Source organism: Caballeronia sordidicola, assembly GCF_001544455.2.
Lineage (GTDB): Bacteria > Pseudomonadota > Gammaproteobacteria > Burkholderiales > Burkholderiaceae > Caballeronia > Caballeronia sordidicola.
Window position 1 is genome coordinate 512,982 of the sequence record NZ_FCOC02000001.1, and the last position, 26,002, is coordinate 538,983.

The 26,002-nt window shown below is 58.6% G+C and carries 25 protein-coding genes; 4 read left to right on the plus strand and 21 right to left on the minus strand.

Annotation, left to right across the window (positions count from 1 at the left end):
- Nucleotides 1-53: 53 nt before the first annotated feature.
- Nucleotides 54-773: a hypothetical protein gene (locus AWB64_RS02230; RefSeq protein ID WP_060816973.1), complete on the minus strand. Its 720-nt coding sequence runs from the start codon at nt 771-773 to the stop codon at nt 54-56.
- 476 nt (nt 774-1,249) lie between these two features.
- On the opposite strand from AWB64_RS02230, the gene AWB64_RS31260 reads away from it, so the two are divergent.
- Nucleotides 1,250-2,554 carry a DnaJ domain-containing protein gene (locus AWB64_RS31260; RefSeq protein WP_060816974.1) on the plus strand — a complete coding sequence of 435 codons (1,305 nt, stop codon included), beginning with the start codon at nt 1,250-1,252 and terminating at the stop codon, nt 2,552-2,554.
- A gap of 163 nt (nt 2,555-2,717) precedes the next feature.
- Here AWB64_RS31260 and AWB64_RS02240 read toward each other — a convergent pair whose 3' ends face one another.
- The 14 genes from AWB64_RS02240 to AWB64_RS02295 all read right to left on the minus strand — a co-directional run bounded on the left by AWB64_RS02240 (nt 2,718) and on the right by AWB64_RS02295 (nt 13,070).
- Nucleotides 2,718-3,005, minus strand: coding sequence for a hypothetical protein (locus tag AWB64_RS02240; protein WP_060816975.1), 288 nt, complete (start codon nt 3,003-3,005; stop codon nt 2,718-2,720).
- A 47-nt stretch (nt 3,006-3,052) separates the two neighbouring features.
- Entirely contained in the window at nt 3,053-5,008 is a 1,956-nt protein-coding gene (locus tag AWB64_RS02245) for a putative phage tail protein (RefSeq protein ID WP_060816976.1), read from the minus strand.
- Between the two features lie 148 nt (nt 5,009-5,156).
- Nucleotides 5,157-5,702, minus strand: a complete 546-nt coding sequence (locus AWB64_RS02250) for a hypothetical protein (RefSeq protein ID WP_157766565.1) — start codon at nt 5,700-5,702, stop codon at nt 5,157-5,159.
- Between the two features lie 29 nt (nt 5,703-5,731).
- Complete coding sequence (locus AWB64_RS02255; RefSeq protein ID WP_060816978.1) at nt 5,732-5,917, minus strand: hypothetical protein; 186 nt, start codon at nt 5,915-5,917, stop codon at nt 5,732-5,734.
- Nucleotides 5,907-6,302, minus strand: a complete 396-nt coding sequence (locus AWB64_RS02260; protein WP_157766566.1) for a terminase small subunit-like protein — start codon at nt 6,300-6,302, stop codon at nt 5,907-5,909. The genes AWB64_RS02255 and AWB64_RS02260 overlap by 11 nt, the downstream gene beginning before the upstream one ends.
- Nucleotides 6,303-6,316: 14 nt before the next feature.
- A complete protein-coding gene (locus AWB64_RS02265; protein WP_157766567.1) occupies nt 6,317-6,733 on the minus strand; it encodes a hypothetical protein in 417 nt (138 codons plus the stop codon).
- Between the two features lie 133 nt (nt 6,734-6,866).
- Complete coding sequence (locus tag AWB64_RS02270; protein ID WP_060816981.1) at nt 6,867-7,286, minus strand: single-stranded DNA-binding protein; 420 nt, start codon at nt 7,284-7,286, stop codon at nt 6,867-6,869.
- Between the two features lie 321 nt (nt 7,287-7,607).
- On the minus strand, nt 7,608-9,014 hold the full coding sequence (locus AWB64_RS02275) for a DUF3987 domain-containing protein (RefSeq protein WP_060816982.1): 1,407 nt from the start codon (nt 9,012-9,014) through the stop codon (nt 7,608-7,610).
- Nucleotides 9,014-10,051, minus strand: coding sequence for a toprim domain-containing protein (locus AWB64_RS02280; RefSeq protein WP_082850336.1), 1,038 nt, complete (start codon nt 10,049-10,051; stop codon nt 9,014-9,016). The genes AWB64_RS02275 and AWB64_RS02280 overlap by 1 nt, the downstream gene beginning before the upstream one ends.
- Nucleotides 9,951-10,256 (minus strand): helix-turn-helix domain-containing protein, encoded by a 306-nt coding sequence (locus tag AWB64_RS30735; RefSeq protein ID WP_075643219.1) that lies wholly within the window; start codon nt 10,254-10,256, stop codon nt 9,951-9,953. The genes AWB64_RS02280 and AWB64_RS30735 overlap by 101 nt, the downstream gene beginning before the upstream one ends.
- Before the next feature lie 9 nt (nt 10,257-10,265).
- A complete protein-coding gene (locus AWB64_RS30740; protein WP_341845184.1) occupies nt 10,266-10,514 on the minus strand; it encodes a helix-turn-helix transcriptional regulator in 249 nt (82 codons plus the stop codon).
- A gap of 80 nt (nt 10,515-10,594) precedes the next feature.
- Nucleotides 10,595-11,191, minus strand: a complete 597-nt coding sequence (locus tag AWB64_RS02285) for a hypothetical protein (protein ID WP_157766568.1) — start codon at nt 11,189-11,191, stop codon at nt 10,595-10,597.
- Between the two features lie 190 nt (nt 11,192-11,381).
- Nucleotides 11,382-11,783, minus strand: coding sequence for a hypothetical protein (locus AWB64_RS02290; protein ID WP_244163906.1), 402 nt, complete (start codon nt 11,781-11,783; stop codon nt 11,382-11,384).
- A 48-nt stretch (nt 11,784-11,831) separates the two neighbouring features.
- The gene (locus tag AWB64_RS02295; RefSeq protein WP_060816985.1) at nt 11,832-13,070 is read right to left on the minus strand and encodes a tyrosine-type recombinase/integrase; all 1,239 of its coding nucleotides are present in this window, start codon (nt 13,068-13,070) and stop codon (nt 11,832-11,834) included.
- Nucleotides 13,071-13,711: 641 nt separating this feature from the next.
- Here AWB64_RS02295 and AWB64_RS02300 point away from each other — a divergent pair.
- From AWB64_RS02300 to AWB64_RS02310, 3 genes are all read left to right on the plus strand, one after another.
- On the plus strand, nt 13,712-16,912 hold the full coding sequence (locus AWB64_RS02300; RefSeq protein WP_060816986.1) for a multidrug efflux RND transporter permease subunit: 3,201 nt from the start codon (nt 13,712-13,714) through the stop codon (nt 16,910-16,912).
- 102 nt (nt 16,913-17,014) lie between these two features.
- The gene (locus AWB64_RS02305; protein ID WP_060816987.1) at nt 17,015-17,314 is read left to right on the plus strand and encodes a hypothetical protein; all 300 of its coding nucleotides are present in this window, start codon (nt 17,015-17,017) and stop codon (nt 17,312-17,314) included.
- 31 nt (nt 17,315-17,345) lie between these two features.
- The gene (locus AWB64_RS02310; protein WP_060816988.1) at nt 17,346-17,984 is read left to right on the plus strand and encodes a VC0807 family protein; all 639 of its coding nucleotides are present in this window, start codon (nt 17,346-17,348) and stop codon (nt 17,982-17,984) included.
- 38 nt (nt 17,985-18,022) lie between these two features.
- On the opposite strand, the gene msbA is transcribed toward AWB64_RS02310, so the two are convergent.
- From msbA to AWB64_RS02340, 6 genes are all read right to left on the minus strand, one after another.
- Complete coding sequence (msbA, locus tag AWB64_RS02315) at nt 18,023-19,741, minus strand: lipid A export permease/ATP-binding protein MsbA (RefSeq protein ID WP_374728600.1); 1,719 nt, start codon at nt 19,739-19,741, stop codon at nt 18,023-18,025.
- Nucleotides 19,742-20,017: 276 nt separating this feature from the next.
- Nucleotides 20,018-21,304 (minus strand): O-antigen ligase family protein, encoded by a 1,287-nt coding sequence (locus AWB64_RS02320; protein ID WP_060816990.1) that lies wholly within the window; start codon nt 21,302-21,304, stop codon nt 20,018-20,020.
- Nucleotides 21,301-22,437, minus strand: a complete 1,137-nt coding sequence (locus AWB64_RS02325) for a glycosyltransferase family 9 protein (RefSeq protein WP_060816991.1) — start codon at nt 22,435-22,437, stop codon at nt 21,301-21,303. Before AWB64_RS02325 ends, AWB64_RS02320 begins: the two co-directional genes overlap by 4 nt.
- Before the next feature lie 110 nt (nt 22,438-22,547).
- Nucleotides 22,548-23,828, minus strand: coding sequence for a nucleotide sugar dehydrogenase (locus tag AWB64_RS02330; RefSeq protein WP_060816992.1), 1,281 nt, complete (start codon nt 23,826-23,828; stop codon nt 22,548-22,550).
- Between the two features lie 75 nt (nt 23,829-23,903).
- Nucleotides 23,904-24,722: a polysaccharide deacetylase family protein gene (locus tag AWB64_RS02335; RefSeq protein ID WP_060816993.1), complete on the minus strand. Its 819-nt coding sequence runs from the start codon at nt 24,720-24,722 to the stop codon at nt 23,904-23,906.
- Entirely contained in the window at nt 24,719-25,816 is a 1,098-nt protein-coding gene (locus AWB64_RS02340) for a glycosyltransferase (RefSeq protein ID WP_060816994.1), read from the minus strand. The genes AWB64_RS02335 and AWB64_RS02340 overlap by 4 nt, the downstream gene beginning before the upstream one ends.
- Nucleotides 25,817-26,002: the final 186 nt, after the last annotated feature.

Below are 26,002 nucleotides of genomic sequence, written 5' to 3' on the forward strand. Positions count from 1 at the left end.
GGCTTCGTCAAGTCTGCAAATGCCGCATATCAGAATTTGAGACGGTATCGTAGTCAAGCGATCGCCCGCAGAACGTTTTGGTGATCCCTTGCGATTACTTGTAGATGTGTTAGAACGTTTTTCCGAAGGACACCTTTTCCTGTCGATACGCACTCGGCCAGCATCTTCTTATTGAAGCTTGCGTCTTTCTCGTGCATCTTCAACTGCGGTCCAAGTTCAGGATGCTGCCATGGCCCGGCGATGAAAGCGTCAATAGCGTTTCCTAGGAGCACGAACTGAAGTCTCATGCTAAGTACAGAGGAGACGCCCTCAGGCGATCCGATGTCGTGCAGCGGCAACGCGTTCAACGCCGCAACTAGGTTATCCACTACTTTCCGATCGTAAACCGATAGGAGACCAAATCCGATGTCCTTCGCATCAAACGCTTTACGAACATCGACAGCGAAGTCGTTTGCAGATTGAACTATCGCCAACGCAAAGCGCTGTCTGGTGCGTTCTGAATGTTGCTGGGCGCTAAGAGCACTAGCGATCGAAGCGTCGCTTTGCTGTTGCCCGATGCGAAGCGCAATGAAGATCGCCACTATCGAACCTATCGCCTGGACCCATCCCGCTATTGCTTGGCTTCTCGACGGATCAATAAAGAATACTGTCACAACGATTATAAGTGAAGCCGGTATCACTACAATTTGCAGCCGTTGGTCGCCCACCAGACGCGAGCGAAATCGGTCCGCGACAGCAAATAATTTTTTTGAAGGAGGTTGCTGCGTTTTCATGTTTAGTTACGGAGTTAAAAGTGGAAACCCGCCGCCAATGATCCGAGAGCGTTACATACTAGCGGCAATGCGACGGCGCTCATTCTAAGACGCAACCAACTAGATAGCTCATCATAAGCCCAGTTTGATCGGTTCGGCACGCTGGTACGCTGCCCACCCACTAGCCGTAGGTCGCGACGTTCTAAACAATGAAAATTACCGATGGCACACTGCGTGGTGATCGAGTCACGCCCGCGGTTAATTTAGATGACTGCGACGCGCAACTGATGTTGCGTTATATCAGGTTCGATGGCGCTGTAATTGGTCACTTCAGAACGCATCTTGAGCGTGAAAACAATGATCTGGGAGCTTGCTCTTAAAGTTATGGACTATCCAGCCGATAACTACGGTTGGGAGCGGACCTTTAGCCTGTTAACCGTCTGGTATCGCCGCGCTGTTTCCGCGCGGCATCTTAAAGGCGCCCGCTAGGAGACGATATGAGCACGACCTACACACACTACGACAACCTGAAGGTGGCCCGCGGTGCGCCGCCCGAGGTGATCCGGGCTGCGTACAAAGCGCTGAGCCAGCGCTATCATCCCGATAAAAATGACAGTCCTGACGCGACTCGCATCATGCGCATTCTGAATGATGCGTACGCTGTGTTGAGCGATCCAGAACGACGCCGGGTTTATGACCTGTCACTTGAAGAGACTAACCGCGAATCCGTTGAACCATCCACGGAAAACGAAGTGCCTCCTTTTCATGCCGAAGCACCAGTTCCGACTCAGGCTGACCCGCGGCATCCGGCCGTTATCCCAATGGCAGGAGGTTGGAAGCGTTGGTTCGCACGTAGCTTTGATCTTTGGTGGGAGACTATCGCTGTCGTCTTGGTAGGGACGCCATTGTTAGCAAGGTATTCCCCAGGCTATGTCGATTTGGTCAATGGCCCAAGCGGGGCAATGCTCGCCGGCCTGCTTTTCCTTCCCGCTGCCTTACTTCTCGATGCGATCATTTACCGACTATTCGGCAACACTCCCGGCAAAGCCCTTCTTGGCGCGAGGGTCGGAACCATCGACGGCCGTAAGTTGGCGTTCCAAAGCTATCTCGGCCGCAATTTTTCCATGTGGGTGCAGGGACTTGCTTTCGGAATCCCGATTGCGAGTCTTGTCACAATGGGTAACCAATTGAGACGGCTAAACCAAGGAAAGCAGACAGGGTACGACGAACATACCGGCGTTCGCGTCAAAGCTGGGGAAGCCGGTTTCGTGCGTGTGCTTCTCTTCACGGTGGCGTTTCTTGCACTCGTTCTCATCCAAGTTGCCTTAAAAAGTCGAGACCAAGACACGGATCGCATCATCCAAAGCCGGACCGCCCCGGCGGATTACACATGGGTTAACCCGCTTACTCAAGCTACGATGACTGTACCCCGTCAGTGGAAAAGCAGCGTCGAAACTGTGTCAAACGGAAGCACGGCCTATATGTTCACGGAAGCCTCTGGTCACGCCGTTTTAGTTCTGGGCCGAGAAGTCGCGCCGGGATGGGCTACGCCAAATTACGTCCGAGCGTTTAGAAAGAGCGTGGTCGATACCATGACCTTCGACGACGGTGTGTTCGTGGACAATGGGAATATTTGGCAGGCGGACGGGAAAATGAGCAAGCAGGATTTGAAAGTGCACATCGAAATTCAGCGAAGCGGCGACAAATTTTGGCGCATTGTGGCGGTCCAGGACCGACCATACGCATATAGCGATGATATGGTTGCCAACCTAAGCAAAAGCCTTTGGACTACGGTTTGGTGACAACTATTTGGAAGAAAAGCCCCCAGGTTGGCGGGCGCGCATCAGGGCGAGAGTAGCCCGCTGCAAAGGACCGAATCATAGTAATTTAGCCTTGCGCCAGCGCATAGTCTCCATAGTGAAACGGAGAATTTCACGATGCCGACATGTCGCGTGAATTCAGAACTCATTTCGCGAAGGCGTTCGCTGCCTGCAGTTCCGTTCTAATCGCACGAGCCAAATGGCGCGTAACAGACGCACTCTGCGGATCTCCCGAGGCATCAAGTCGGGTCGTACACTGGTCTAGCATGGTCAATGCTCCGGAGATGTCACCTCCGGCGATCAAGTTCTTCATACCGGCAAGGGTTGCAACTGCGTCCGGGCTCACCCAAACTCGCTGACAGAGCAACGCAGCATTGCCCGTTCGAACGTCGATGTCCTTCCCGATATTCGAGAAGTCAATCAAGTCAGCCATAATACATATCCTTAAAATAGTAAGCGCAGCGAGGCAGCGTATATAACTTAGATCGCCAGGTTAGGCGCGGTTATCTTGTTCACTGCGCCGCTGAGGTCGTTGACCCCTGCGCTGTGCTTGAGATTGTTGTTCGAGAAGTTGAAGTTGCTACTTCCTAAGGTGAATACGGCAGGAGCGGTAGCAGCGTTCTTGATCGTATTGCCTGTCGCCAACAGGCCGCCAGCGTTTTGGTAGCAATAGACCCCGACCGAATAAAGACTGTCAGCGCAATTCACCATGTTTCCCGTGAAGTCGATATCATTGCTGCTGCCGCCTTCAAGGAACATCGCGCCTTTAAGATTGGGGGCAGTCGCAAGGTCGCCAAAGCCGGCGAATGTGTTGCCGCTTATGGTGCCCGATGTGCACGCGAGCACATGTATCGCGTGACCGCTCACGCCCCAAAACCGGCAACCCTGCACCGTGAAATCAACGGATGGCGCGTTGACTGTGATGGCGTCGGTAGCGACGGTCGGTGCGGCGATTGTCCGGGCGACGAAACCACAACCTATGTAGGCAATGCCGAATGCTGTGCCGTCAATAAACGCATCGTATTGAACGCAGTCAAAGGCGCAATTTAACCAAGTAAAAACGTTGGTGCCTTCGTTCACGGCGCCGTAGTAATACCCGTATGCGAAACAGTTCGTCGCCCGCCCCGTATCAGCGCGCTTGATATAGAAAGCCCACGCGTTATTGTTCACCCAGGTTTGCAAACCCGCCCCCGACTGCGGGTAATACTTCAGCGAAAACATGCACCTGTCCAGCCGATCAACGTCAATACCGTTGTCGAGAATAATGCCGCGGTATAGGGGGTAACCGTAAATGTCGCTCATCCACAGACTGCTATGACTGCTCGTAGGCGTGCTGGCATCAAGAAGGATATACGGGTTCATGAACATGCAATTCCGAACCATCGTATCTGCGCTGCCTTCTGTGAGCTTCAGCGTGGGCGGATAAGCAACAGGGATATCCGCTCCGACCAAGTCAGTTACCTGATTCGGATAGAAAAATGATAGCTGCTCGACTGTACTTGCTGAACCAAGCGACAGGGCAGGATTGACCAGACCAACGCAATACAGCCAGGCACCGTGCGTTAAGTCTTGGAAGAACCCAGAATTAATAGGGTTCATGCCGTGAAATTTGACATGTGCCGGGACGTTCAAAGAACTAACGAGATAGGTTCCGACTGGAACGAAAACATCGTATGCAGCGTTGAGCGCCTGTTGAATAGCGGGAGTGTCGTCAGTTACTCCATCTCCGACAGCTCCAAATTGTCGTATTGAGACTCCATTAGCGCAGGAGAGAATCCAGCATCCAATCCCACCGGACGCCGCAATGATCGATCCACCATTGTCCAAACTGGAAGAAGTTGACGCGCTGTAGTGATATCCGCCCCCGCCACCATCACCCATCGCGTAGTAGCCAGTGACGAATACACGCGTTGCCTTGACGGGAACTTGTCTAAGTGCGGCGATCGAATCGACTACTCTGTTCTGAATCAGGAGCGCCAACGACGAGCCTGAAGCGATCGACGAGTCTTGCACGCTGCCATCGCTTGGTGCACCGATAAGTCTCGCCGCCCCGCCCCTGATATAGACCTTTTGCGTGCCTTCAGGAATCGGTGAATTGAAAGATAGGCCATAGCCAATTAGCGAATATTGGTCTGGGCCTTGGAACGTTCCGTCAAAAAACACCTCAACATTCGCTGCGGAGTAGTACAGATTCTTCAACGTGAGAGCCAGCGATACGCCAGGAACAAACGTGTTTGGGGCGATTCCATCGCCGGCCATGAAGATTTCTGGATTCGGACTGATCGGAAGAAGCGCAATTTCGTCCTTCGTGAGGTAGCGATCGTCCAGCACGGAAACTGGAAGAGCACGGGTAACGCCGTTGGCAGCGCTCCACAGCGGCAGCTTGTCGGCAGAGTTAACCGACGTGGAGACCGATAGATCGTTGATTGTTCCCATGTTGATATGTATTCCTAATTTGTATTTTTACTACTTGCTGACAATGTATTCGTGATTACTTTAGTAAATGATATGACTTGGGGTTTTATTGGGCAATGGAAACTAGCTTTTCCGGCTGCTGCCGTTGGCCGAGATTAAGGCTTCACACTTACATGACAGGGAAAGCCAAAGCAGTGCGGCTGCTTTCGGGTGCAACGGGCGATCTCACGACGAACGCTTCAAAGATAAACTGCATGGCCGACTCCGCCAGCTTCGCGAATAGCTCAGAGCTAACGGCCTCAACTAGCGCCTCGTATGATGGCGCGTTGCCCACCATAGAGTTGGCCGCCATCCAGTAGTGCAGTACAGCTGCATACTCGCGGCGCAACGACCGGTAATGCCGTTCAGTCCATGCCCTCGGTCTAGGTGCCTTTGTGGATGACTTACGACATGAGAAGGCGTTTTGCTGACGCATGAGAATCGCCGACTGCACACACGCTTCACGTATCGATAAGTCAGGTTGCCCCCACATGAAACAAAGCGGCAGCGATCCATCAATGGCACTTTGCTGCGCCAGCGATACCCGGGCAGAGAGTTCCGATCGACCTATGTCGAACAACAGATCCTGATCGTCAGCATTGAGCCCCGCAACAAACGCGGCTGAGTTAGCTGCGGCGGCGTGCGTAATGCCCAGTTCGTAGCGTCTGCGGAACATCTCGTCTCTGGGAAAGGTCATTAGCGGAATTAGAGCGGACATAGCCAGTGCGGATTCGCCATGCCGGCCAGCTCTACGTTGCGTCGCTCGCATTCGTCGGCGGCGCGCTTCTCATCAAGAATTGCGAGTCGAACGCGCTCCATATGCTCCGCTAGATCGCTTTCCGACATCGCACTTTTCGTCGGGCGAGGATTGTCCGAGATCTCATAGATCATCCTTTCCTCCCGCACGGACGATACTCACTTTGACGGACGGCGCCCCCGCGATTCCGCCAATTCCGACGTCCACCTTTTCGCCGAACTGTCGCGGATTGATTTTCGCGGCACGCCACCGGTAATGGTGAGCGAGCTCCCGTGCCTTTGCGAGTTCAAAAGCATCCTTCGCGTCTTTGAGAACGGTTTCCGCTTTCTCCTCCCACATTTGCGCCGTCGCCGCTCTCGCCTCGCGCGCGCACGCGGAACGTTTATCGTCCTTGCTAATCCACTGCGTAAGCATTCCTGGCGAACATTTGAAAGCCCTCGCGATCACGTGCATTTGGTCGCCTTCCAAAATCATTCGGACGATCTCGTCGATGCCGATCTCATCCAGAGTGCGGGTCACGTCTCCCTTTGCCATCATTGATCCTCACTTGGTTCAAGCTCGTAGCCACCTAACTCGCTCAACGTGCGGATGGTCTCGTAACACTGCGATTGCGCCTGTAACGCCAACCACAAGTATTCGGAATCAGCATCGTCGCCTGACATCAGCGCCACCCGGTTAAACACCATGTCCAGGGTATTAGCCTGAGTCAGCAACATCTCCCGAACCGCCTTGAGATCGCCGCCAATTGCCTCGCTTACCTTTTTGCGGATCTCCGCCTCGTACGCGGTCAGATCGATTGCCCCGAACACCGGAATTGCAAACGCCCGCGCCGCGGCAGCGCCACGCGTGACGCCATTCGACGCGGTCCTTGCAGTGGTCTGAGCATCAGACTCGCCGGGCGCCTGTTGGATATCAAACGCATTTGGCTTCCGAGTCACTTCTTTATTCATTTGTTTCTCCAGTCGGATGTTCCGTCCGTGCGCATTCGCAAGGCGGGGAGCCAGCGGGCAGCGGTGCCGCTCCGCAAGCCAAGCAAATACGGCCGTCTTCGTCATTCAAGTTCTGCTCTTCCAAAGTTGCCTCCTAGAATGGTTCATCGAGTGGATCGTTCATCGCATCACGCTTGCCGTACAAACGCTCGGCCAGCTTCACGCCCGGATGTACCTCAGGGGTCTCTGGTTCGGCCGCAGCTTTACGCTTCCGGCTGACTTGATACGCCGACATGACGTTCTGCGCCACCATGCTCACGCTCGCCTTAACCGAGCCGTCCCGCGCCTCATAGGTGCCGATCTTCAACGTTCCAGCGAGCGAGACACTGTCACCTTCGTCCAACGCCAACAGTGCCGCCTTAGCTGAGTCGCTGAACGCGACGACGCTAATAAAGAGCCCCTCGCCTTCCCCGTCAGCCGCCCGGATATTCGCGGTCACGAACGTCTTGCCGGCCTGAGACAGGCGTTCCTCCGCAGCCTTAAACAACTTCCCACCTACCAATGCATCAATCATTTTTCGACCTTATATGTTTAGGATTACCGATAACTATTCACGTGCCAAATAACTATTCACCAAACTTGTCACGCTTTTCCGTGAATCGCCAAACCCATACTCAGCATGCGTTTCAGGACGATTTTGGAAACTATTCACCAATTCACGGGAGGGGTCACCCAGACCTGATTTTTCTCCTTAGCCACCAAAGAAATTTCTCCCGGGTGTGGGGGTGGTGGTGAATTGGTGAATAGTTTTTTATATATCTATGTAACCCAATACCAGCAAGGGTTTGGCAATTCACCAGACTTGGTGAATAGTTTGTGAATTGGTGAATAGTTTTCATGGAAGAAGCCGATAGTAGACTTGGGTTTGCGGACCTCGAACAGCGGCGCTATCCATGGATTCCGTCTCGATTACCTGGGACTGGATCATGTGGTCAATGGCCTGCATGAAATCCCGCGACCCAAGTTTTGAGCGATGCAGGAGCGCGCTATGGTTAACGATGCCCTTTTCCCGTGCAACCTCGTTGTACTTCGATCTTGGGCCGGCGAAAGGCGTCTTGCCGCCGATCGCGTCACGCATAATCTGCTCTATCTTTTGTGCCGCTGCTACAACAGGGCTGTCCGTCATGGTTTCAACGAACGCCAAAAGGCAGTGATGGGAGTAGGTGACGAACTCAAGACCCCATTTCACCTGCTCACGATTTATCGTCGCGGCGCCGGACCAGACGGCGAGCACAAGTGCAATTCGCTTCACTTGTTCCAACCCGCGAGCACATAACGCGCGCTTTGCACCGTCCGCTTTGCGCGCCTGAACGTCAAAGTGGGCCATTGCGCGGTCCAGCAGTGCATCCGCGTCAGAGTCGAATGACAGCCGGGTTACGCCCTCTTCCGGTTTTCTCATCGGATCGCCAAACGCTGAAACCTTGCGAGCCACAGCCCCAAGCTTTCCTTCTGCCTGGCCAAATACGCTAGATGGGTTGACGATCTTGCGTTGATCCACAAAATCTTCTCCCGATACCATGAGGACTCGCCCGAGCAGTCCGTCCTCGATGAGCCCCGGAGAAATGCCCTTCATCTTGGCGTGGGTAGTGACACCGAACAAGCTGGTGTATGGGTGGTACAGGACCTCAGGGGGCTTTTCAGAATTCGCGAGGAGCCGAGTGACATAAACGCTGCCCGACGCGCTGTAGAGTTCGAGAAGAGCTTTGCCGGTCGCGTTCTCGTACGGCGATGACTTAGCGCTCCCCAATGCGCCCAGCATGTGGCCGATCTCATCGATCGTAAGGTTGACGCGGCGATCCTCGGACGCAGCTAAAGCGTCTTCCAGGCCCTGCCCCGATCCTATGTTCGACATCGTATGACGGTCGTTGCCGGAGGCTGAAACCAAAGCCTTGACCAGATCCAACGGCCCACTCTTGCCCGCGCCAGTGCCGGCCAATCCAACGACGTAGAGATTCCCCCGGAGTCCGTCTTGCGTGGCATAGCGGCCATGCATGCACGACGACATCGCGCAAAGTGCCGCAGCGACCGTCAAAGCCGGTTGTGGGCGGTGCTGTTGGCCGATCGATAGGTGAAAGAGAGTCTCCATCGGACCGGGAAATGGTTCAGGGCAGGTGTTCGGAGGCGCAATCTTTTTTGGGGCTTCCAGGAGTTCCAAGACCTTCCTCGCGGGCGTCTTCGGAACAGCAGAGATGGTATGGCTCCTAATGCTTTCAGCAATCCGTTGTTCAAGGGCTGCGTCCATCAATGCGCCTCCAAAATGAAATCGTTGGCGTCCTGACTCTCGCGCGCTGATTTGAAGATCTGCACATTGCGGCCGTCGTCTAGCCATCTATCCGCGCATGCCTGGGCGGCTTTTTCGCCAGCGGGATCGTAGTCGGCTGCGATCGTCAGCGACTCCACATAAGGGAGCAGGGGGAATTGACTAAGATTGCCCGCATCAATCGCTGCCCAAACAGGCTTGAAGCAGTGAGCAAGGCTCAGAGCTGTTTCGACGCCTTCCCCGAGGCCGAGCGACCAGCAAACAGCATCGTCAGGCCACAAGCGGACGACTCCGCCCGATTTCCGATGGGAGTCACCGAGCAGCAAGCGGGGTTTATCGACCGCTGGTTTGGTGCCATCTGCATTTATCCAGGTTCGGTGGAGCGATATCGGGGCTTGGGTGAGGATGTCGGTAATGAGGGCAACCAGACAACCGCCAACATGGCCCGAAGGATGACGCGCTGCCGGGTCGTAACGGAGATCGCCGTCACGCGGGGGAAGGGCGCACAATCGAGACTCCAGATAATCACGTCCAATGCCGGCAATGGGTCCAAGTGCGTCCCAGTATTCCTGCCATTCGCCGGATAGACGGTCGCGCTTGGGCTTGGCGATAGGGGCCGGCATTGGACGAGCTTCGCGAACTTCGAAACCACCGAGTTGCGCGGACACTTGTTTCAAGCTTTCTGCGACAGACCAGCCGAAGACGTGAGACAGCAGAGTGAAGCCGTCACCGCTTACCTTATCAGATTGGCTGCAGATGTAGGTTCCATCGCCGGACTTGTCGTCAAACCGAAAGCGATCCGTACCGCCGCAACCAGGACACGGGCCATGGCGATTGATAAGGCTTTCGGCAGGAACACCCAGCGATGTCAGAATGTTGCGCCAGTTACCGTTGGCGGCGCGCTTAACCTCGGCGAACTCAACCCGCATAGCTGGCCTCCTTGATGAGGAAATACCGAGCGATACGATGGCGCCGGCCTTCAGGCGTAAACTCGTTGCTCCATACAGTTTGGACTTCATGCCCAGCACGACGGAGTTCAAGCACCCGCATCGCGGGATGCATCACATCAATACAGTGGCGCGCTTCGATGGTACTGAGCGATCCGTTTGACCTGAGGTAGGTCAGTACACGAAGGCGTTGAGCAGCGGAAGAATTCGCATTAGAATCAAGACCTGTCGTTGTACTGACCACGTTGTGAGAGGCGTGGTCTTTTTTTTGTGTCATTTCGCCCCCTTACGCCGATGCCGGCTTACGCGCGGCTTCGATGCGGGACGTTACCCACTGATTTACTGCATCGGACGGCCATGCAACCGCACGGTCCGTAATGCTAACGGGCGCAGGAAATTTTCCCGCTGAGATAAATTTGTAGATAGAAGCCCGGGATAGACCGGTCGTGGAGATGACTTCTGGGAGGCGAAGAAGGCGAATGCTTTGGGATTCCATGTGGTTCTCCGTTAAGCGCCTGAGCGCTTTTTTGAACATGGAAGCATTTCAACCTGCGACGCCCAATCTCCCCTATACGCACGGATCTAAGCGGAGCTTAACGAACCTTATCGATTCTATTAGCCGCTTGAGGTTTTGCGGCGCCGCGTCAACCGCAAACCCAATGCCTTCTTCGTAAGTGCCTTGACAGACCCGCCATCGGTGTACATCAAAGATTCACTGTTGACATCACCCGTAAAAGGAACCGCCTCGTCCAATGCCATTCTTCTCAGCTCGTCAAACACGACAGCCTGCGCATTGCTCTTGGTGTTATGAATCGCGGTATCGATGACGCTGTCAAGTACGTTTATTCGGGTCTTGGTAGTATGAACTATCACCCTCTCTGATTGCTCTTCTGAGGGCGTAGGCGTTGATGACATCAGTTCCGAGCGCTGGGCGTAATTCTGAGCCCGAATTTTCAATGCGTCAGGGATATCAATCCCTTTTCTTGATGCCCAATATGAAAATTGTTCAATATTCACGGAGTGCAACATACGCCCACTGATGTTCACCATAGGCAGCGCAATAAAACTGCCGTCTCGATTCACCGCCTCCCAAACCAAATGGAACGCGGCGGGAAACTCGCGCAGTTGATCTTGATACCAAATATCCCTCTTGGGAGGTTCTAAGTTAGCAGCGAGACACGTAGCCTCCCAAAGAAAAGCTCGATCAAACATTGCCCACTTCCCCCAGTCGGGGGTGTCAAAACGATATCCAAATGGCCGTGACATTTGCGCCCTTCTAGCGCTGACTTCCTTTAGGAGCCACGCCAGACCGGTGAAGTTTCCGGCTCTTCGCTCCGTCGAGCTAGGCGTGGCTTGATCAATACGCCGTCATTTCTCCAGGGCGAGTTTCCCCAACGCGTAACTATCGAGTGATCTGTAAATCGTAAAATGTTCCATCATCCGTCAAGCACGTACCATTGCCTTGTTGGCTCCACCCGCTAAACGAAAACACGCAACGAAGGTTGTGGCCATCGGAGGACTCGGCAAGTACGTTGCCATTGCCAACAGCGCTGACGCCCATACCCGAAGCGGTAGCAGTTTGACCGCCTGCGAACCCCGTCGCCAACGTAAAAGTACCCCCTTGAATATACGCATATTTACCCTGGTACTCGCGCCCGCCAATCGTGATACGCACCGACTTGTCGATTTGCTTTGCCACCCCGTGCGCCATACCACCCGCCCCACGCGGAAGCAAGTTGAGGGTATATGTCGCGCATCCACCTAAGAGGGTTACGGCCGCTAGCAATGCCACTTGTTTCTTCATTGTTTTATCTTTTTTATGCCAACGCCTAAAATGACCGTAGCGAGAACGCTAGGCCGCAGATTGCCGAAACGGGCGCACGGTCCATTCGTGGCCAGCCTCGCAATTCAATAGAAAGCACGCCCAAAGTTCTAAAGCTGCACGGCGCTCATCATAATAGTTGTGCTGATCGTAAATGCCTTCGACGCCAACGAGCTTGTGGTTTAGGCACATCTCCGAAATGTCGCTCGATACGCCAAGCTTGCGCATATGGCTTTTCATGGTGCTTCGAAGGTCGTGAGGGGTGAAGCGCCTAATCTTCGGCTCATGGTTGGTGATCCAAAAGTCTATGGCCTCGCGGATCGCGTCCTTCGAGATATGTGCGTCACCATCGAAGCGCTCGTTTCGGGTGCGTAGACGTGCAGGAATGACGTAAGCGGAATCACTTGTTACCTTCGCTAGCTCGCCGAGCCATTCAACGACGGCGGGTGCTAGAGGGATATCCATCTCAGGGCCGGTCTTGCTCTTTGGGATGTGCCAACGAGCTTCGTCGAGAAAGACATGCTCACGACGAGCGGTGAATAGTTCGGATATGCGTACACCGGTCGCAAGCAGCACGCCAACGGCCAGTCGGTTTTCGGTGCTCATCTTGGCGGTCATCAGGACATGCAACTCTTCCGCCGTCAGCATCAGACGCTTCCGCTTCTCTGGACGCTCGCCGAGGATGGCCGACAGCTCAACGCCAATAGCCGGGTTCACATTTATGATTTTTTTGCCGGCGGCGTGGCGGAACAACGCCTTCATGACGGTTAAAAGAGTGTTTGACTCGACCCAACCAAGCTGTGCTTTCTCAACGCGCACAACGATATCGGATGGCTCGACATCCGTGACCGACATTGCTCCCATGCCTGACTCGATGCGCTTCAGATTCCGTCCGTAGCCGCGTTGCGTGCTATCCGATAATTTTGACAGCACCAGGTTTTTATAGTCTTCCGCCAATTGCCGAACGGTCCAATCTTTGCGGGTTTTTGCTCGGCGCACGGCGAGCGCTGGGTTACGGCCCTGCTGAACTTCAACTCTCTTTTCGGCAGCAAGCTTGCGAGCCGCAGACAAGCCGAGGTCGGGGTAACGTCCCAGCGTAATTTCTTGTTGACGGCCACCGTGACTAAATCGAAGAATCCAGGCCGCAGTTCCTGCGCTTGAAAGCGTGAACGTCAACCCGGCGCCATCGGATTTGGCGACAGGCGCCCCCACTCTCACATACTGCTTGAGGAGCAGATCATTGAGCAGATTGGACTGACGCTTTGCCATTTCCCCCGACCGTTCTAGTAGCTACGTTATTAGCTACTAATTTTACGCGCTATCTTGGGAGACTGGTATGGATTTCTGTGTACGGAATTCCCTTGTTGCAAGGGCATCACAGACGGGTAAAAAGAATTCTATGGCGTCGCGTGGATCTAGTTCGGAACAGTACGATATTGTTTTGATGTAGGCGCTGGAAGGAATAAGGCCGGAGCGTTTTTGTCCGGCGCCACTTCGCTTTCAGCTTCGACCCAATAATCAGTAAGTCACTTTATCCCACATCAGGTTTCTTAATAGTTCATGCAATAAAAACATATTCAGAATTCGAAGACATTGCAAAACCCGTCGCCCACAACATCAAAAATAAAATATAAAAATCAACGTATGCGCCAATCACGCGCCACATCGGCCAAATCGTCCCCCACTTTAATATCACTGGACACGGTCTTTTTATATTTCTAAGATCGTTTTCATTCAGGCCAGTCGCCTCAGCGTAGACGCTTTTCCAGAAACCCCGCTATGCTTGTTGCTGCAAAGGCGGCGTAAAGGCAACTTAAGCGGCGCGATTTTGACATCCGTGAGTCTTGTATTTCTGCTCTCATGGACTTCCTGCTGCCAACGATCAACCCAGCCATATCACCAGGACCCGCGTGTCGTCTTTTTTCATCGATCGTCCGGTTTTCGCCTGGATCATAGCGCTCGCGATTTTCGTGGCGGGCGCGCTCGTCACGCCATTTCTGCCCGTCGCGCAATATCCGCGGCTGACGCCGCCACGCATCGTGATCTCAGCCATGTATCCGGGCGCGGCGCCGGAGAGCGTCGACAACACCGTGGCAAGCGTGATCGAAGAAAGTCTCGACGGCGCCGAAGGCCTGCAGTACTACGAAACCACCAGCGACAGCCTCGGCGAACTCGAAATAGCCGCCACGTTTTCCGCTGCCACGAATCCGGACATCGCCATGGTCGATGTCCAGAACCGCATGAAGCAGATCGAGTCGCGCCTGCCGCAGCAGGTCGTGCAGCAAGGCATCAGCGTGTTCAAGTCCACGGGCACATTCCTGATGCTCGTCGCCCTCACCTCCACCGACGGCAAGCGCGATTCCGTCATGCTGAGCGACTACGTCAACCGCTACATGCTGCGCGACCTGAAGCGCGCGCCGGGCGTGGGCGCAGCGGATTTGTGGGACGCGGGCGAGGCGCTGCGCGTCTGGATCGACCCAATGAAACTGCGCGAGTACAACCTCGCCGCCGCCGACGTGACGCAAGCCATCGCGACACAAAATTCAACGGTGACAGCCGGCACGCTCGGCGACGTGCCGTTCGTCGCGGGTCAGCAACTGACGGCGTCGGTGACGGTGCGGGGCCAGTTGATCTCGCCCAACGAGTTTGGCGAGATCGTGTTGAAAGCGCGGCCCGATGGCTCCGCGGTCCGGCTCAAAGACGTTGCCCGCGTGGAAATTGGCCGGGACAGTTACGCGTCGTTTTCGCGGCTCAACGGGAAGCCGTCGGCCACCATCGGCATCAGGCTCTCGCCGCAAGGCAACGCCATCGAAACGTCGGATGCGATCCGCGCCAAGCTTGCGGAATTGTCGCGCAGCTTGCCGCCGGGCGTGGCGGTCGTGATTCCCTTCGATACCTCCAGGTTCGTCCACGTCGCGCTGCATGAAGTGGTGTTGACGCTGCTCGAAGCCGTGCTGCTCGTGTTCCTCGTCATGTGGCTGTTCCTGCGCGACCTGCGTTACGCGCTGGTGCCGACCGTCGTGATTCCGGTCGCGCTCACTGGCGCGCTGCTCGCGCTCTACGCGCTCGGCATGTCGATCAACGTCTTCACCATGTTCGCGCTGGTGCTCGCGATCGGGATTCTCGTGGATGACGCCATCGTGGTCGTGGAAAACGTCGATCGCGTCATGCGCGAGGAAGGCCTGGCGCCAAAGGCGGCCACGCGCCGCGCGATGCAGCAGATGGGCAGCGCGATCGTCGGCATCACGGCGGTGCTGACCGCCGTCTTCGTGCCAATGGCGTTTTTCCCCGGCAGCGTGGGCGGGATCTATCGGCAATTCACCGTGGCGATGATCGCGTCGATCCTCGTCTCCGCGTTCACCGCCTTGTCGCTCACGCCCGCGTTGTGCGCGAACCTGCTGAAAGCGCCGCCGCGCGATGCGCTCAGGCACGGGGTTCATCGACCTCATGGCGGCGCCAGGTCATATGGTTTCTCCGCGATGTTCGACTGGACCTCGCGCAAATACAGCGGCCTCATCACGCGCGTTCTACGGCGCGCGGGTTCCATGTTCGTGGTGTATCTCGTGCTGGCCGGCGCGTGTGCGCTGCTTTATTTGCATATGCCCAACGGCTTTCTGCCGCAGGAAGATCAGGCCCAGCTTCAGGTCATGGTGCAGTTGCCCTCCGGCGCCACGCAGGCGCGCACGCTCGCGGCGGTTGAACAGGCGGAAGCCATTCTTCGCCGTGAACCGGCGGTATCGAATATCACGAGCGTGGTCGGCTGGAGTTTTCAGGGCAGCGGCCAGAACGTGGCGATGTGTTTTGTCGACCTGAAAGATTGGTCTTCGCGCGATATCGACGCCAGCGCCTTGCGCGACAAGCTCAACCACCCGCTCTCGGCCATCATGGACGCCACGGTGACAGCGCAAATGCCGCCGTCCGTACCTGGCATGGGACATTCGGAAGGCTTCGTGATGCGGCTCGAGGATCGCGGCGGCGTTGGCATCCAGGCATTGACGGCGGCCCGCGAGCAGCTTTTCGAAGCGGCCCGGCACAACCCGGCATTCGCCGATGTCCACTCCGAAGCGCTGCCGGACGCACCGCGCATCGTGCTCGATATCGATCGTGCCAAGGCGTATGCGCTGGGGGTATCGTTCGACAAGATCGGCGACGCGCTCGGCAATACCTTCGGGTCCACGTATATCGATGATTTCCCGTCGGGAGGCCGGATGCGCCGCGTGATGATCGCCGCCGACGCGCCCTCGCGCATGACCGAAAACAACCTCATGAACCTGTCCGTGCGCAATCTCGCAGGACAGATGGTGCCGTTATCTTCTGTGGCGTCACTTCATTGGACGACCGGTCCTTCAGTGCTCACGCGTTACAACGGCTCTCCTTCGCTCGATGTCAGCGGCCGCCCCGCCAACGGCGTGAGTTCCGGCGCGGCAATGGCCGAGATGGAGCGTCTCGCGCAGATGCTGCCGGTGGGCGTGGGCTTCGACTGGACCGACACGGCGCTGGAGGAAACCCGCGCTGCGCGCCTCACGCCGGTGCTGATCGGCTTGTCATTGCTGGCGGTTTTCATGGCGCTCGCCGCGCTCTACGAGAGCTGGACCATTCCGCTCGCGGTGCTGACCATCGTGCCGCTTGGCATGATCGGCGCAGTGATCGCGATGTACACGCGCGGCATGCCGAACGACGTGTACTTCAAGGTCGGCATGATCACGGTAATCGGGTTATCGGCGAAGAACGCCATCCTGATCGTGCAGTTCGCCCGCGCGTTGCACGCCGAAGGCATGGCGCTGGCCGCCGCCATTGTCGCCGCGGCGAGCGCCCGGTTCCGGCCGATCGTAATGACGTCCGCGGCGTTCCTGCTGGGCGTCACGCCCTTGCTGGTTTCGAGCGGCGCGGGCGCGGAAAGCCGGCGCTCGATTGGCACCGGCGTGTTCGGCGGCGCGATCACCGCGACCGTTCTCGGCCTCGTATTCACGCCGCTGGCGTATTTCATCGTGGTGTCGGCGCAAAGGGTCATGCAGCGCAGATTCAAGGCGCTTGCCCGCAGACAAGGATCGGCGAACGCGGAACTGGACGACCTGCCGCGCGCCGATGTCCAGGGCTCGGGCGAAAGCTGACCGGCGGGGACTTCGCCGCTATCCCAATCTCCCAGCGCAATCGCCTATGATTGCAGCAACGATTGCAACATTGCGTGTCTTCGCGCGATCCGGAGGTTGGGAATGGCCTATCCCGCAGGGACCGTTGCAGCACTCAGTTCGGCTGCGGCGACGGTGTTTTCCATCGGCATCGTGTTCCTGGGTTATTGGGGCATTCACGAGTCCACGCAGTGGCATTTCGCCGATGTCACCGTTGCCATCCTGGCGCTCGCGGGCTTCATCTGTCTCGGCCTGGTGCCGTGGCTCGCCACGTCTCCCGTCGATCATCCCGATGACGACTCCCTGATCCGCCATGCGCGGCGTGCATTCCTCGGCGGCGTTGGCGCGCTCTGGCTTGCTATCGTCGTGTCCATCTTTACGTGAACGTGCGCCCTTGAAACAGCTTCCCCTCAACATGAAGATTCGTTCCGGCCAGGTCATCGAACTTGTGGTGAACCTGCTGTTGCCGTGGCTCGCTTACCGGCTGGCCTTGCCGTATTGGGGCGAACTCGGGGCGCTGTATGCGTCGGCAGTGCCGCCCATTGTCTGGAGCCTTGCGGAGTTTGCTAGGACCCGCCGTGTCGATGCCTTGAGCGTGCTCGTCCTGCTGGGCATTGCGCTGTCGATCATGCTGATGGCGCTCGGCGGAAGTCCGAGGCTCTTGCTGATGCGTGAATCGATGGCCTCGGGCGCCATCGGCTTTGTGTTCCTGCTGTCGCTTGCGGCGCGCCGGCCGTTGACGTTCTATCTGGCGCGGGCGACTGTCGCGCGGGAATCGGAGGGTGGCGCAGAACGCTTCGAGGCGCTGTGGGACAGCCGGCCTGCATTGCGCCGGTCCGTGCGCCTGATGACGCTTGCGTGGGGGCTGGGGCTGACCGGCGAAAACCTGCTCCGTGCATGGCTTGCGTGGCACTGGCCGATTGAACGCTTCCTGCTGGTTTCGCCGTTTATTGGCTACGGGATTTATGGCGGCCTGACCGTGTGGACGCTGATCTATCGCAAGCGGATGAAAGCCCGCGACGCGAGCGCACCGGCCAGCACCGTTCAACCCTGAAAACGCGCCCGAAGTCCGATGAACGTGGAGCGCTTTTATCACGCCGCCTGCTGCTGATACTGAATCCGGTGCAGGTTCGCGTAGAGCCCGTTCAACCGCAGCAATTCGGCGTGACTGCCCTGCTCCGCAATCTTGCCGCCGTCCATCACGAGAATGCGGTCAGCCCGCTCAATAGTCGATAACCGGTGCGCAATCACCAGCGTCGTGCGCCCCTTCATCAGCGTTTCGAGCGCTTCCTGCACATGCCGCTCGGATTCGGAGTCGAGCGCGGACGTGGCTTCGTCGAGGATGAGAATCGGCGCGTCCTTGTAGATGGCGCGCGCAATCGCAAGCCGCTGGCGCTGGCCGCCCGAAAGCCGCATGCCGTTTCCGCCCACGCGGGTTTCCATGCCCTCGGGCATGGCCATGACCACGTCTGCGAGATTCGCCGCGGCGAGCGCCGCCTTCACCCGTTCACGGTCGGGCGTCTGGCCATACGCCACGTTGGCGGCGATCGTATCGTTGAAGAGCACCACGTCCTGGCTCACCATCGCCATCTGGCTGCGCAGGTCGTGGAGGCTGTATTCGGGAAGCGCCACGCCATCCACGAGCACCGCGCCGTCAGCCGGGTCGAAGAAACGCGGCAGCAAGTTGACCAGCGTGGTCTTGCCGCTACCCGATGCGCCCGCCAGCGCCACCATCTCGCCGGGCGCGACCTTGAACGACACGGCGTCGAGCGTGGGCGCCGTGCTCGTTCCATACCTGAACGACACGTCGCGGAACTCCACTTCGCCGCGCGCGCGTTGCAGCGGCTGGCCGCCGCCTTCGGGCTCCACGGGTTCATCGATCAGACCAAAGATCAGTTCGGCCGCCGTCATGCCGCGCTGCAGCGGCTGGTTGATATCGATCAGGTGCTTGAGCGGCGAGATCACAAGCAGCATGGACGTGACGAACGCAACGAAACCGCCGACCGTGGTCTGGTCGTTCGCCGACTGCACGACAGCAATGGTGATCACGATCGCGAGCGCAATAGAAGCGAGGAATTGCGTCAGCGGCTGCGCGAGGCCGCCCGAGACGGTCATGCGCATGGAGTAGCCGCGCAGGCGATTGCTCATGCTGGTGAAGCGGTCGTTTTCGTACTTCTGCCCGTTGTGCACCTTTACGACCTTGTAGCCGCCAACCGTCTCTTCCACGATGTATGACAGCTCGTTCGTGAGCAACTGATGCTCGCGGTTCAGGCGCCGCAGGCGCCGGTTGATCTTGCTGACCAGCCAGCCGATGGCCGGCAGGATCACCGCGATGACCAGCGTCAGGCGCCAGTTGAGAATAAACAGGTAGCCCAGCAGGAAAACCACCGTGAGCGAATCGCGCACGAGCGTCACGACAACGCTCTGCAGCACGTTCAGGATCTGGTTCACCTCGAACACGATTGCATTGATGATCGTGCTGGCTGTTTCGCGCTGGAAGAAACCTGCGCTGGTGTTGATCATCCTGTCGAACATCTTGAGGCGCAGTTCGAGCAGGATCTTGTTGGTGACATACGAAAGCAGATAGCCGGACGCGTACTGCATGCCGCCGCGCACAACCGCGAGACCGACCACCGCAGCCGGCACGATCCATTTGGCGCTTGCGCTGCCGTTCGCGCCGAAACCGTGGTCGAGCAGCGGTTTGAGCAACATGGGGATACCGGCTTCGCTCGCGGCGACAAAACCCATCGCGATCAGGCCGAGCACGACAATACCGAGGAGCGGCCGGATATATGGCCAGAGCCGGGTCATCACGGCGGCCGGCGAGGTGGTCGTGCCGCCGCCGATCGTTTTGCTCAAGGTTGGCTTTTGACTCAAAGGTGTGTCCTTAGTGGTGCGGAGTTTGGCGCTTGCCGCCACTCGCGTGGCGGGTAAATCCGGGTCAGTGCCGAATCCACGCCTGAGCGGCAAACCGCCATTGTAATGCGGCGGGAGCCGGCGTCTCATTAAGCCTTCCGCGCGGATTTCGTATCGGCAAACGAAAAGATGAAACCCGCCGCCATGTGCCCTCGCAACAGCCCCGAAACCTCACTTCGCCGCTTCGCCCCGCGCCCTCGCGACCACGCCCGCCAGCCTTTCTCCGCGGCCCATCAAAAACCCCGAAAAGCACCAGAATGCAAGCGCCGTGGTCTGCCACATGAAGTCATCGGTGGAATTCTTGGCGATCATCCCGGCCACGAGCGCAATGCCCGCGGCGCTTATCCACGGCGTCGCATGGCGCAACCGCCAGAACCGCCAGATCAGCGCAAGCAACAACGCAATCTCGAGCACCACGCCCACAATGCCCGTCTCCAGCCAGGTATTCAGAAACAGGTTGTGTGCATGCGTAAGGGCCTGTGGCTCACGCTCCAGCAGACTTGGGGGAATCTCAGCCTGAAAGACCCTTCCCGGCAGCGGCTTGCCAAAACCGACACCCGTCCACGTCCGTGCCTCACCTTCCTTGCCGTAAAAAGCCCAGAGCTTGGGACGGGTATCGGAGGACATTGCGTCGCCAATTCCCGCCAGCGCCTCCGGCATGTACACCTTGTCTCCGGCAACCGTGACTTCGCGCGCCGCCGGCGTTGGCATGCTGTGCCCAAGGCGCAGGCGCACGCTCAGTTCGAGCGTTCCCACCGCGGCGACGCAAATCACCAGCACACTGACGGCCGCGAACAGCAAATGCCTCCGATACGACGGGTAAGCCGCGATCACGAGCGTGAGGCCCGCCGCAGGCCAGAAAAAGCGGTTGAGCGTCGCCAGTCCGATAACCAGCGCGAGCACAATGCCGCTCAGCCCGAAAAGCCGCCAGCGGCGCTCCATCATGAGGCCGGTGAAAAGAGGTATCGAGAAGATGGCGAGCGTGCTGGTGTGGCCTACGCGGTTGTAGTAGTGCAGGAGCCAGTCGGCGGGGTCCGTGGGCGGCTGCAGACGGCCCCAGTAATACAGGCTGCCTGCGGCAAGCAGAAGGCACGCGACCCAGTTGATCAGCACGATCTGCTGGGGCCGGCCTGTGCGCGTGCCGACGAGCCAGAACGCAAGGAACGAGACGAGCGGATACAGCACTTCGTCGAGCCACGCATGCATGCTGTCGCGCGGAAACGGCGACCAGGATACCGATACCAATGCCCACGCCGCCCACGCGGCAATGGGCCACAGCAACGGCCAGCGCAGCGGCGACGGCCGGTCCGGCGAACAGGCGGCGGCGAGCGTGCCGATACCCACAAGCCCCAGCGCCATGTTTTCCAGCGCGGTCATGTGGGCGAACATCGCGACAAACATAATGACGGGACACGCCACCCACAGAACGCGTTCCACCTGCATGCACATCTTCGTCATTGCACTCCCGGAAGAACCGCCCGCAAGCTGTTGCAGACGGCCTCAAGCGAAATAAATCCCATGCAGTCGGCATGGTCGCCGCGCCACGCGACACACGTCGATGTATTGCGGTCACAGCGGCGCGCCCACGCGACGTGCCGCCGGAAAATATCGGGCTGATCGCGGCACGGCATGTCCGCGATAGTAACCGGCGTGAACGGCGCATCACGCCAGTAGTTTCCCGCGCCGTGAATCAGCGCGTTGCCCGGCCCGAACAGCGCAATGGTGGGCACGCCGGTCAAACGCCCCAGATGAGCCACGCCGGTATCCGGGCAGACAATCGCCCGCGCGCCGGCAAACAGGTGCCACACCTGACGCAAGTCGATACGGCCCGCAAAGCTCGTAAAGCGGCCCGCAGGATCGATCGCCTCGATCAGTTCCGTTTCGCTGGGTCCGCCGCTCCAGACCGGCGTAAGCCCGGACGCTTCCACGAATGCCGCCAGCGCCCGCCAGCGCTCGTCGGGCCAGCGCTTGACGCCGGTGCTCGCGCCCGGATGCAGCACCACGTAAGGCTTCCGCAATATCCGGGCATCCGCGTCCGAAAGCGCTGCGGGCGCGGGCGCCGGCCAGTCATCCTTACGATACGGCCGCGGCGGCGGTCCTTCGATCAACTCCGCAGCGAAATCCGCCCACGCGCCGGGAATGGCCGGATAAGGCACGGCGTGGTCGAGCGGCCAGTTTTTCCACACGGGGACATCGTCTGCATGCCCCGTGATCCATCGGCATCCCGTTGCGAGCGCGAGCCACGCATGCCGATTATCTCCCGCCACAATGCCAAGATCGTACGGTCCCGAACGCAGCACGGCCGCGACCGAGCGCACATCGCGCGGATCGAAAGGAATCACATCGATGCCGAACGGCCTGCCGGCATAGAGCGGCACGATCGGTTTCGGACAGGTCAACACGATCTGCGCGTGTGGATACTGGGCGCGCAACTTGGCGATGAGCGGCGTGAGCAACAGCGTGTCGCCAAGCAACAGGTGATGCGCGATCAGGACGCGCTTCACCGTCTGCGGCTTCCGGCGCAACGGCTTCAATGTCAGCCGGGGCAATGCGCGGGCCAAGATGCGCATGCGTCCAGAAAGTCGGCTCATCGGACAGCGTTCCTGCTTGAGAATTAGAGTATGTGGGTTGCGCTCGACCACGCGTGCGAAACCGCGCCGTGCTCTGGCAGCCGGGTCAGGCCGGTCAGCTCCGCAGCCATTCACAAACGCCAGGCTACGAGCCCCGCCGCGCGGATCTCCTCCAGCGGCAGGCTCGACTTGACGTCGGCGAATACAGCGCCTGGTTTCGCCAGCGCGATCAACGCGCCCGTATTTTGCAGGAAATCGCGGTGCGGCACTGCGAGAACAACAAGATCGGCGGGATTGAGTGCGTCGAAGTCCGTCAATGTGGCGCCGTATTCGTCGAGCGCTTCCTCCCGGTCCGCGAGTGGATCGTGGAGCTGGACCTCGAGACCATAGTCCTGCAGATGATGGACGATGTCGATCACCTTGGAATTGCGCAGGTCCGGACAATTCTCCTTGAACGTGAGCCCAAGCACGACCGCCTTCGCGCCAAGCGGCGCACGGCCGGTCCGGATCAGCGTCTTCACGGCGCGATCGGCGACGAACCGCCCCATGCCGTCGTTCACACGCCGGCCGGCCAGGATCACCTGTGGCGTGTAGCCGGACACTTGTGCCTTGTGCGTCAGGTAATAAGGGTCCACGCCAATGCAATGGCCGCCGACCAGCCCGGGCGTGAACGGCAGGAAGTTCCACTTGGTGCCGGCAGCGTCGAGGACCTCGCGGGTATCGATATCAAGGTAATCGAAAATGATCGCCGCCTCGTTCATCAGCGCGATGTTCAGGTCGCGCTGCGTGTTCTCGATCACCTTCGCGGCCTCGGCCACCTTGATGGAACCGGCGCGGTACACACCGGCCGTCACCACCGAGCCATAAACCTCGGCGACCAGATCGAGCGTTGCGGCGTCCGACCCGGAGACGATCTTCACGATGTTGCAGAACGTGTGCTGCCGGTCGCCGGGATTGATGCGCTCCGGGCTGTAGCCCACGGTGAAATCCGTACCGAAGCTGAGCCCGGATTCGCGCTCGAGGATCGGCACGCAGATTTCCTCCGTGACGCCGGGATAAACCGTCGATTCGTACACCACCACGTCGCCGCGCTTGAGCGCCCGGCCGACCGTTTCGGACGCGCGGATCACTGGCTGCAGGTCCGGCTGCGCGCCGGCACTGATCGGAGTGGGCACGGCGACAATGTGGAAATCGGCCTGCTTCAGTGTTTCGATGCTGTCGGTCAGTTCGATCTGCGCCCGCGCCAGTTCTTCACGGCTGACTTCGCCGTTCCGGTCCAGACCCGCCCGGAGATCGGCGAGGCGGTTCGCGCTGACGTCGAAGCCAATCGTGCGGCGCTGCGTACCAAAGGCTAAGGCAACGGGCAGGCCCACATAACCTAGGCCGATAACGGAAACGTGTCGATCATGCATGGCGATAAATTCTCGTAGATGTCGGGACGTGCGTGGACCGTGATGCGCCGCTACCCGGGCTGCTCCGGTCCATCGTCATTTGATTTTCAGGTAGAGACGGCTCACGAGCGGCCGGCTGTGAACCCACATGCGGCTCTTGAGCCACGGCGCGGGTTTGTTGCGTACGTCGAGCCGGAAGATGTTTCCCGGATCGCCATGCTGCGTGTTGGTTCCAGGCTGGACCGTGTACAGATGGCGAAAACCGGCAGCGGCGGCTTCTTCGAGATAGTCGGTATCGAAGTAACCTTGCGGCCAGCAAAGATGATCCGACGCCTCACCGAGGTTCTCTTCGAGCGTTGCCCGGGACCTGAGCAGATCGTGGCGAAGGCCCGCGCGTTTGGCGGCCGCGTCCGTGCTCACACGGTCCCAGCGCGTATGCGTGTGCGTATGGCTGTGGAACTCGAAGGTCCCGGCCTCGCGCATGGCGTGAATCTCGGACCAGCGTGCGATCACCTTGTCCGTCTCGCCCGCCTCTATCGCTGCCTTCGATTCCGTGTGGCCCAGCAATTCCGGCACGTTTGACGATGCGCTCGCCGTGTTCGGACGCACGGGCCCGTCGTTCACCCAGCCTGACACCAGAAAACCGATCGCCGTGAAACCATGCTGCGCGAGCACCGGATGCGCGTGCACCCAGTTGTCGAGATAACCGTCGTCGAAAGTGAGCACCACGGACTTTTCCGGCACCGGCTCGCCCGCGAGATATGCGCTGAAGGCGCGTGCGCCAAGCGTGGTGTAGCCTTCGCGCGCAAGCATCGCCATCTGGTCCGCGAAATTCGCCGGCGACACCGTCACCGCGCCTGCGGCCGGGCTTACGTGGTGATACATCAGCACGGGCACGGCGCGCGCCGTCTTCATGCGAGACCTCGCTCGCTCAGGCTGCTGACGTAGAAGGCGGCCATTTCGTTAGCCATCGTATCGACGGAAAAACGCGTTCGCGTGACCATCAGACCGGCGTCGCCCATGCGCCGGCGTTCTTCCGGCGCATCGGCCAGACGCAGCAGCGCGGCGGCGAGTGCGCGGTCGTCGTGCGCCGGAACCAGCAGACCGTTCACACCGTTGTCTATCACCTCGGGCACGCCATCCACCGCCGTGCCGATCACCGGCAGCCCTGCCGCCATGGCTTCGATAAACGACGTGCCGAGCGCCTCCTGATACGTGGGCAGCACGAACAGGTCGAAGCCGGCCAGCACGTTGGGGATATCGCGGCGCAGTCCAAGCATGTGGACATGATCGGCGAGACCGTTCTCGTGCACGCTGGCCTGGATTTCATCGAAGAGCGGGCCGTCGCCGGCAAAGACGAAATGCAGGTTCGGACGCTGTTCGATCAAGGGTTTCGCAATCCGGATCAAATCCGCATGACCCTTCTTGTCGCGCAGGATCGCGACCGTTCCGGCAATCACAGCGTCGTCACCCAGACCCAGTTCCGCACGCAACGTCGATTCGGCACGGCTCACTTGTGGCGGCCTGACAATACCCGTATAGATGGTCACGACATCCTTTTCCGGCACACCTTCCGAGACCAGGTAGCGCCGCACCGACTGGCTCACCGCCACGACCTTGTGCGGCAGCCACGTATAGGTTGCGCGTGACGTGATGGCAAGCGCGAGATGACGCGTGCGCACGATCAGCGGCGTGCCCGCGAGGCGGGCCGCCGCGCCGCCCAGCAGACTGTCGCGGCCGCTATGTGTGTTGAGCACGTCGAAGCTACGTTCCTTCAAAAGTTGACGAATTCGCGCGACGGCGCTCACGTCGACGCCCGAGCGCATGGGCGTGGTGTGAATGGTGAAACCTTCTGCGCCAAGCCGCTCGCCGAGCCGCGCGCCGGGCACGCAAACGAGTTCCAGCGTATGCCCGCGTTCACGCAGCGCAAGCATTTCCTTGAACGTGCGGTGTTCCTGGCCGCCCCATCCGTTGGACGATTCGCTGTGCAAAATTCTCAGCGGTTTCATTTCGATGATGAACTCCGGGTGATTCCTGACGGGTCCGCGCTGGCAAAGAACCGGCTGCAAGGACCCATTGCAATCTGTGTATTGTGAGCACGATCAGTGCATTCGTGTATATCGATATGATTCAAGCCCGGCATGTCCGCCGCGACATGCGACGCTGAGCCTTGCTGCGCCCGTTCTGGCGTGCTG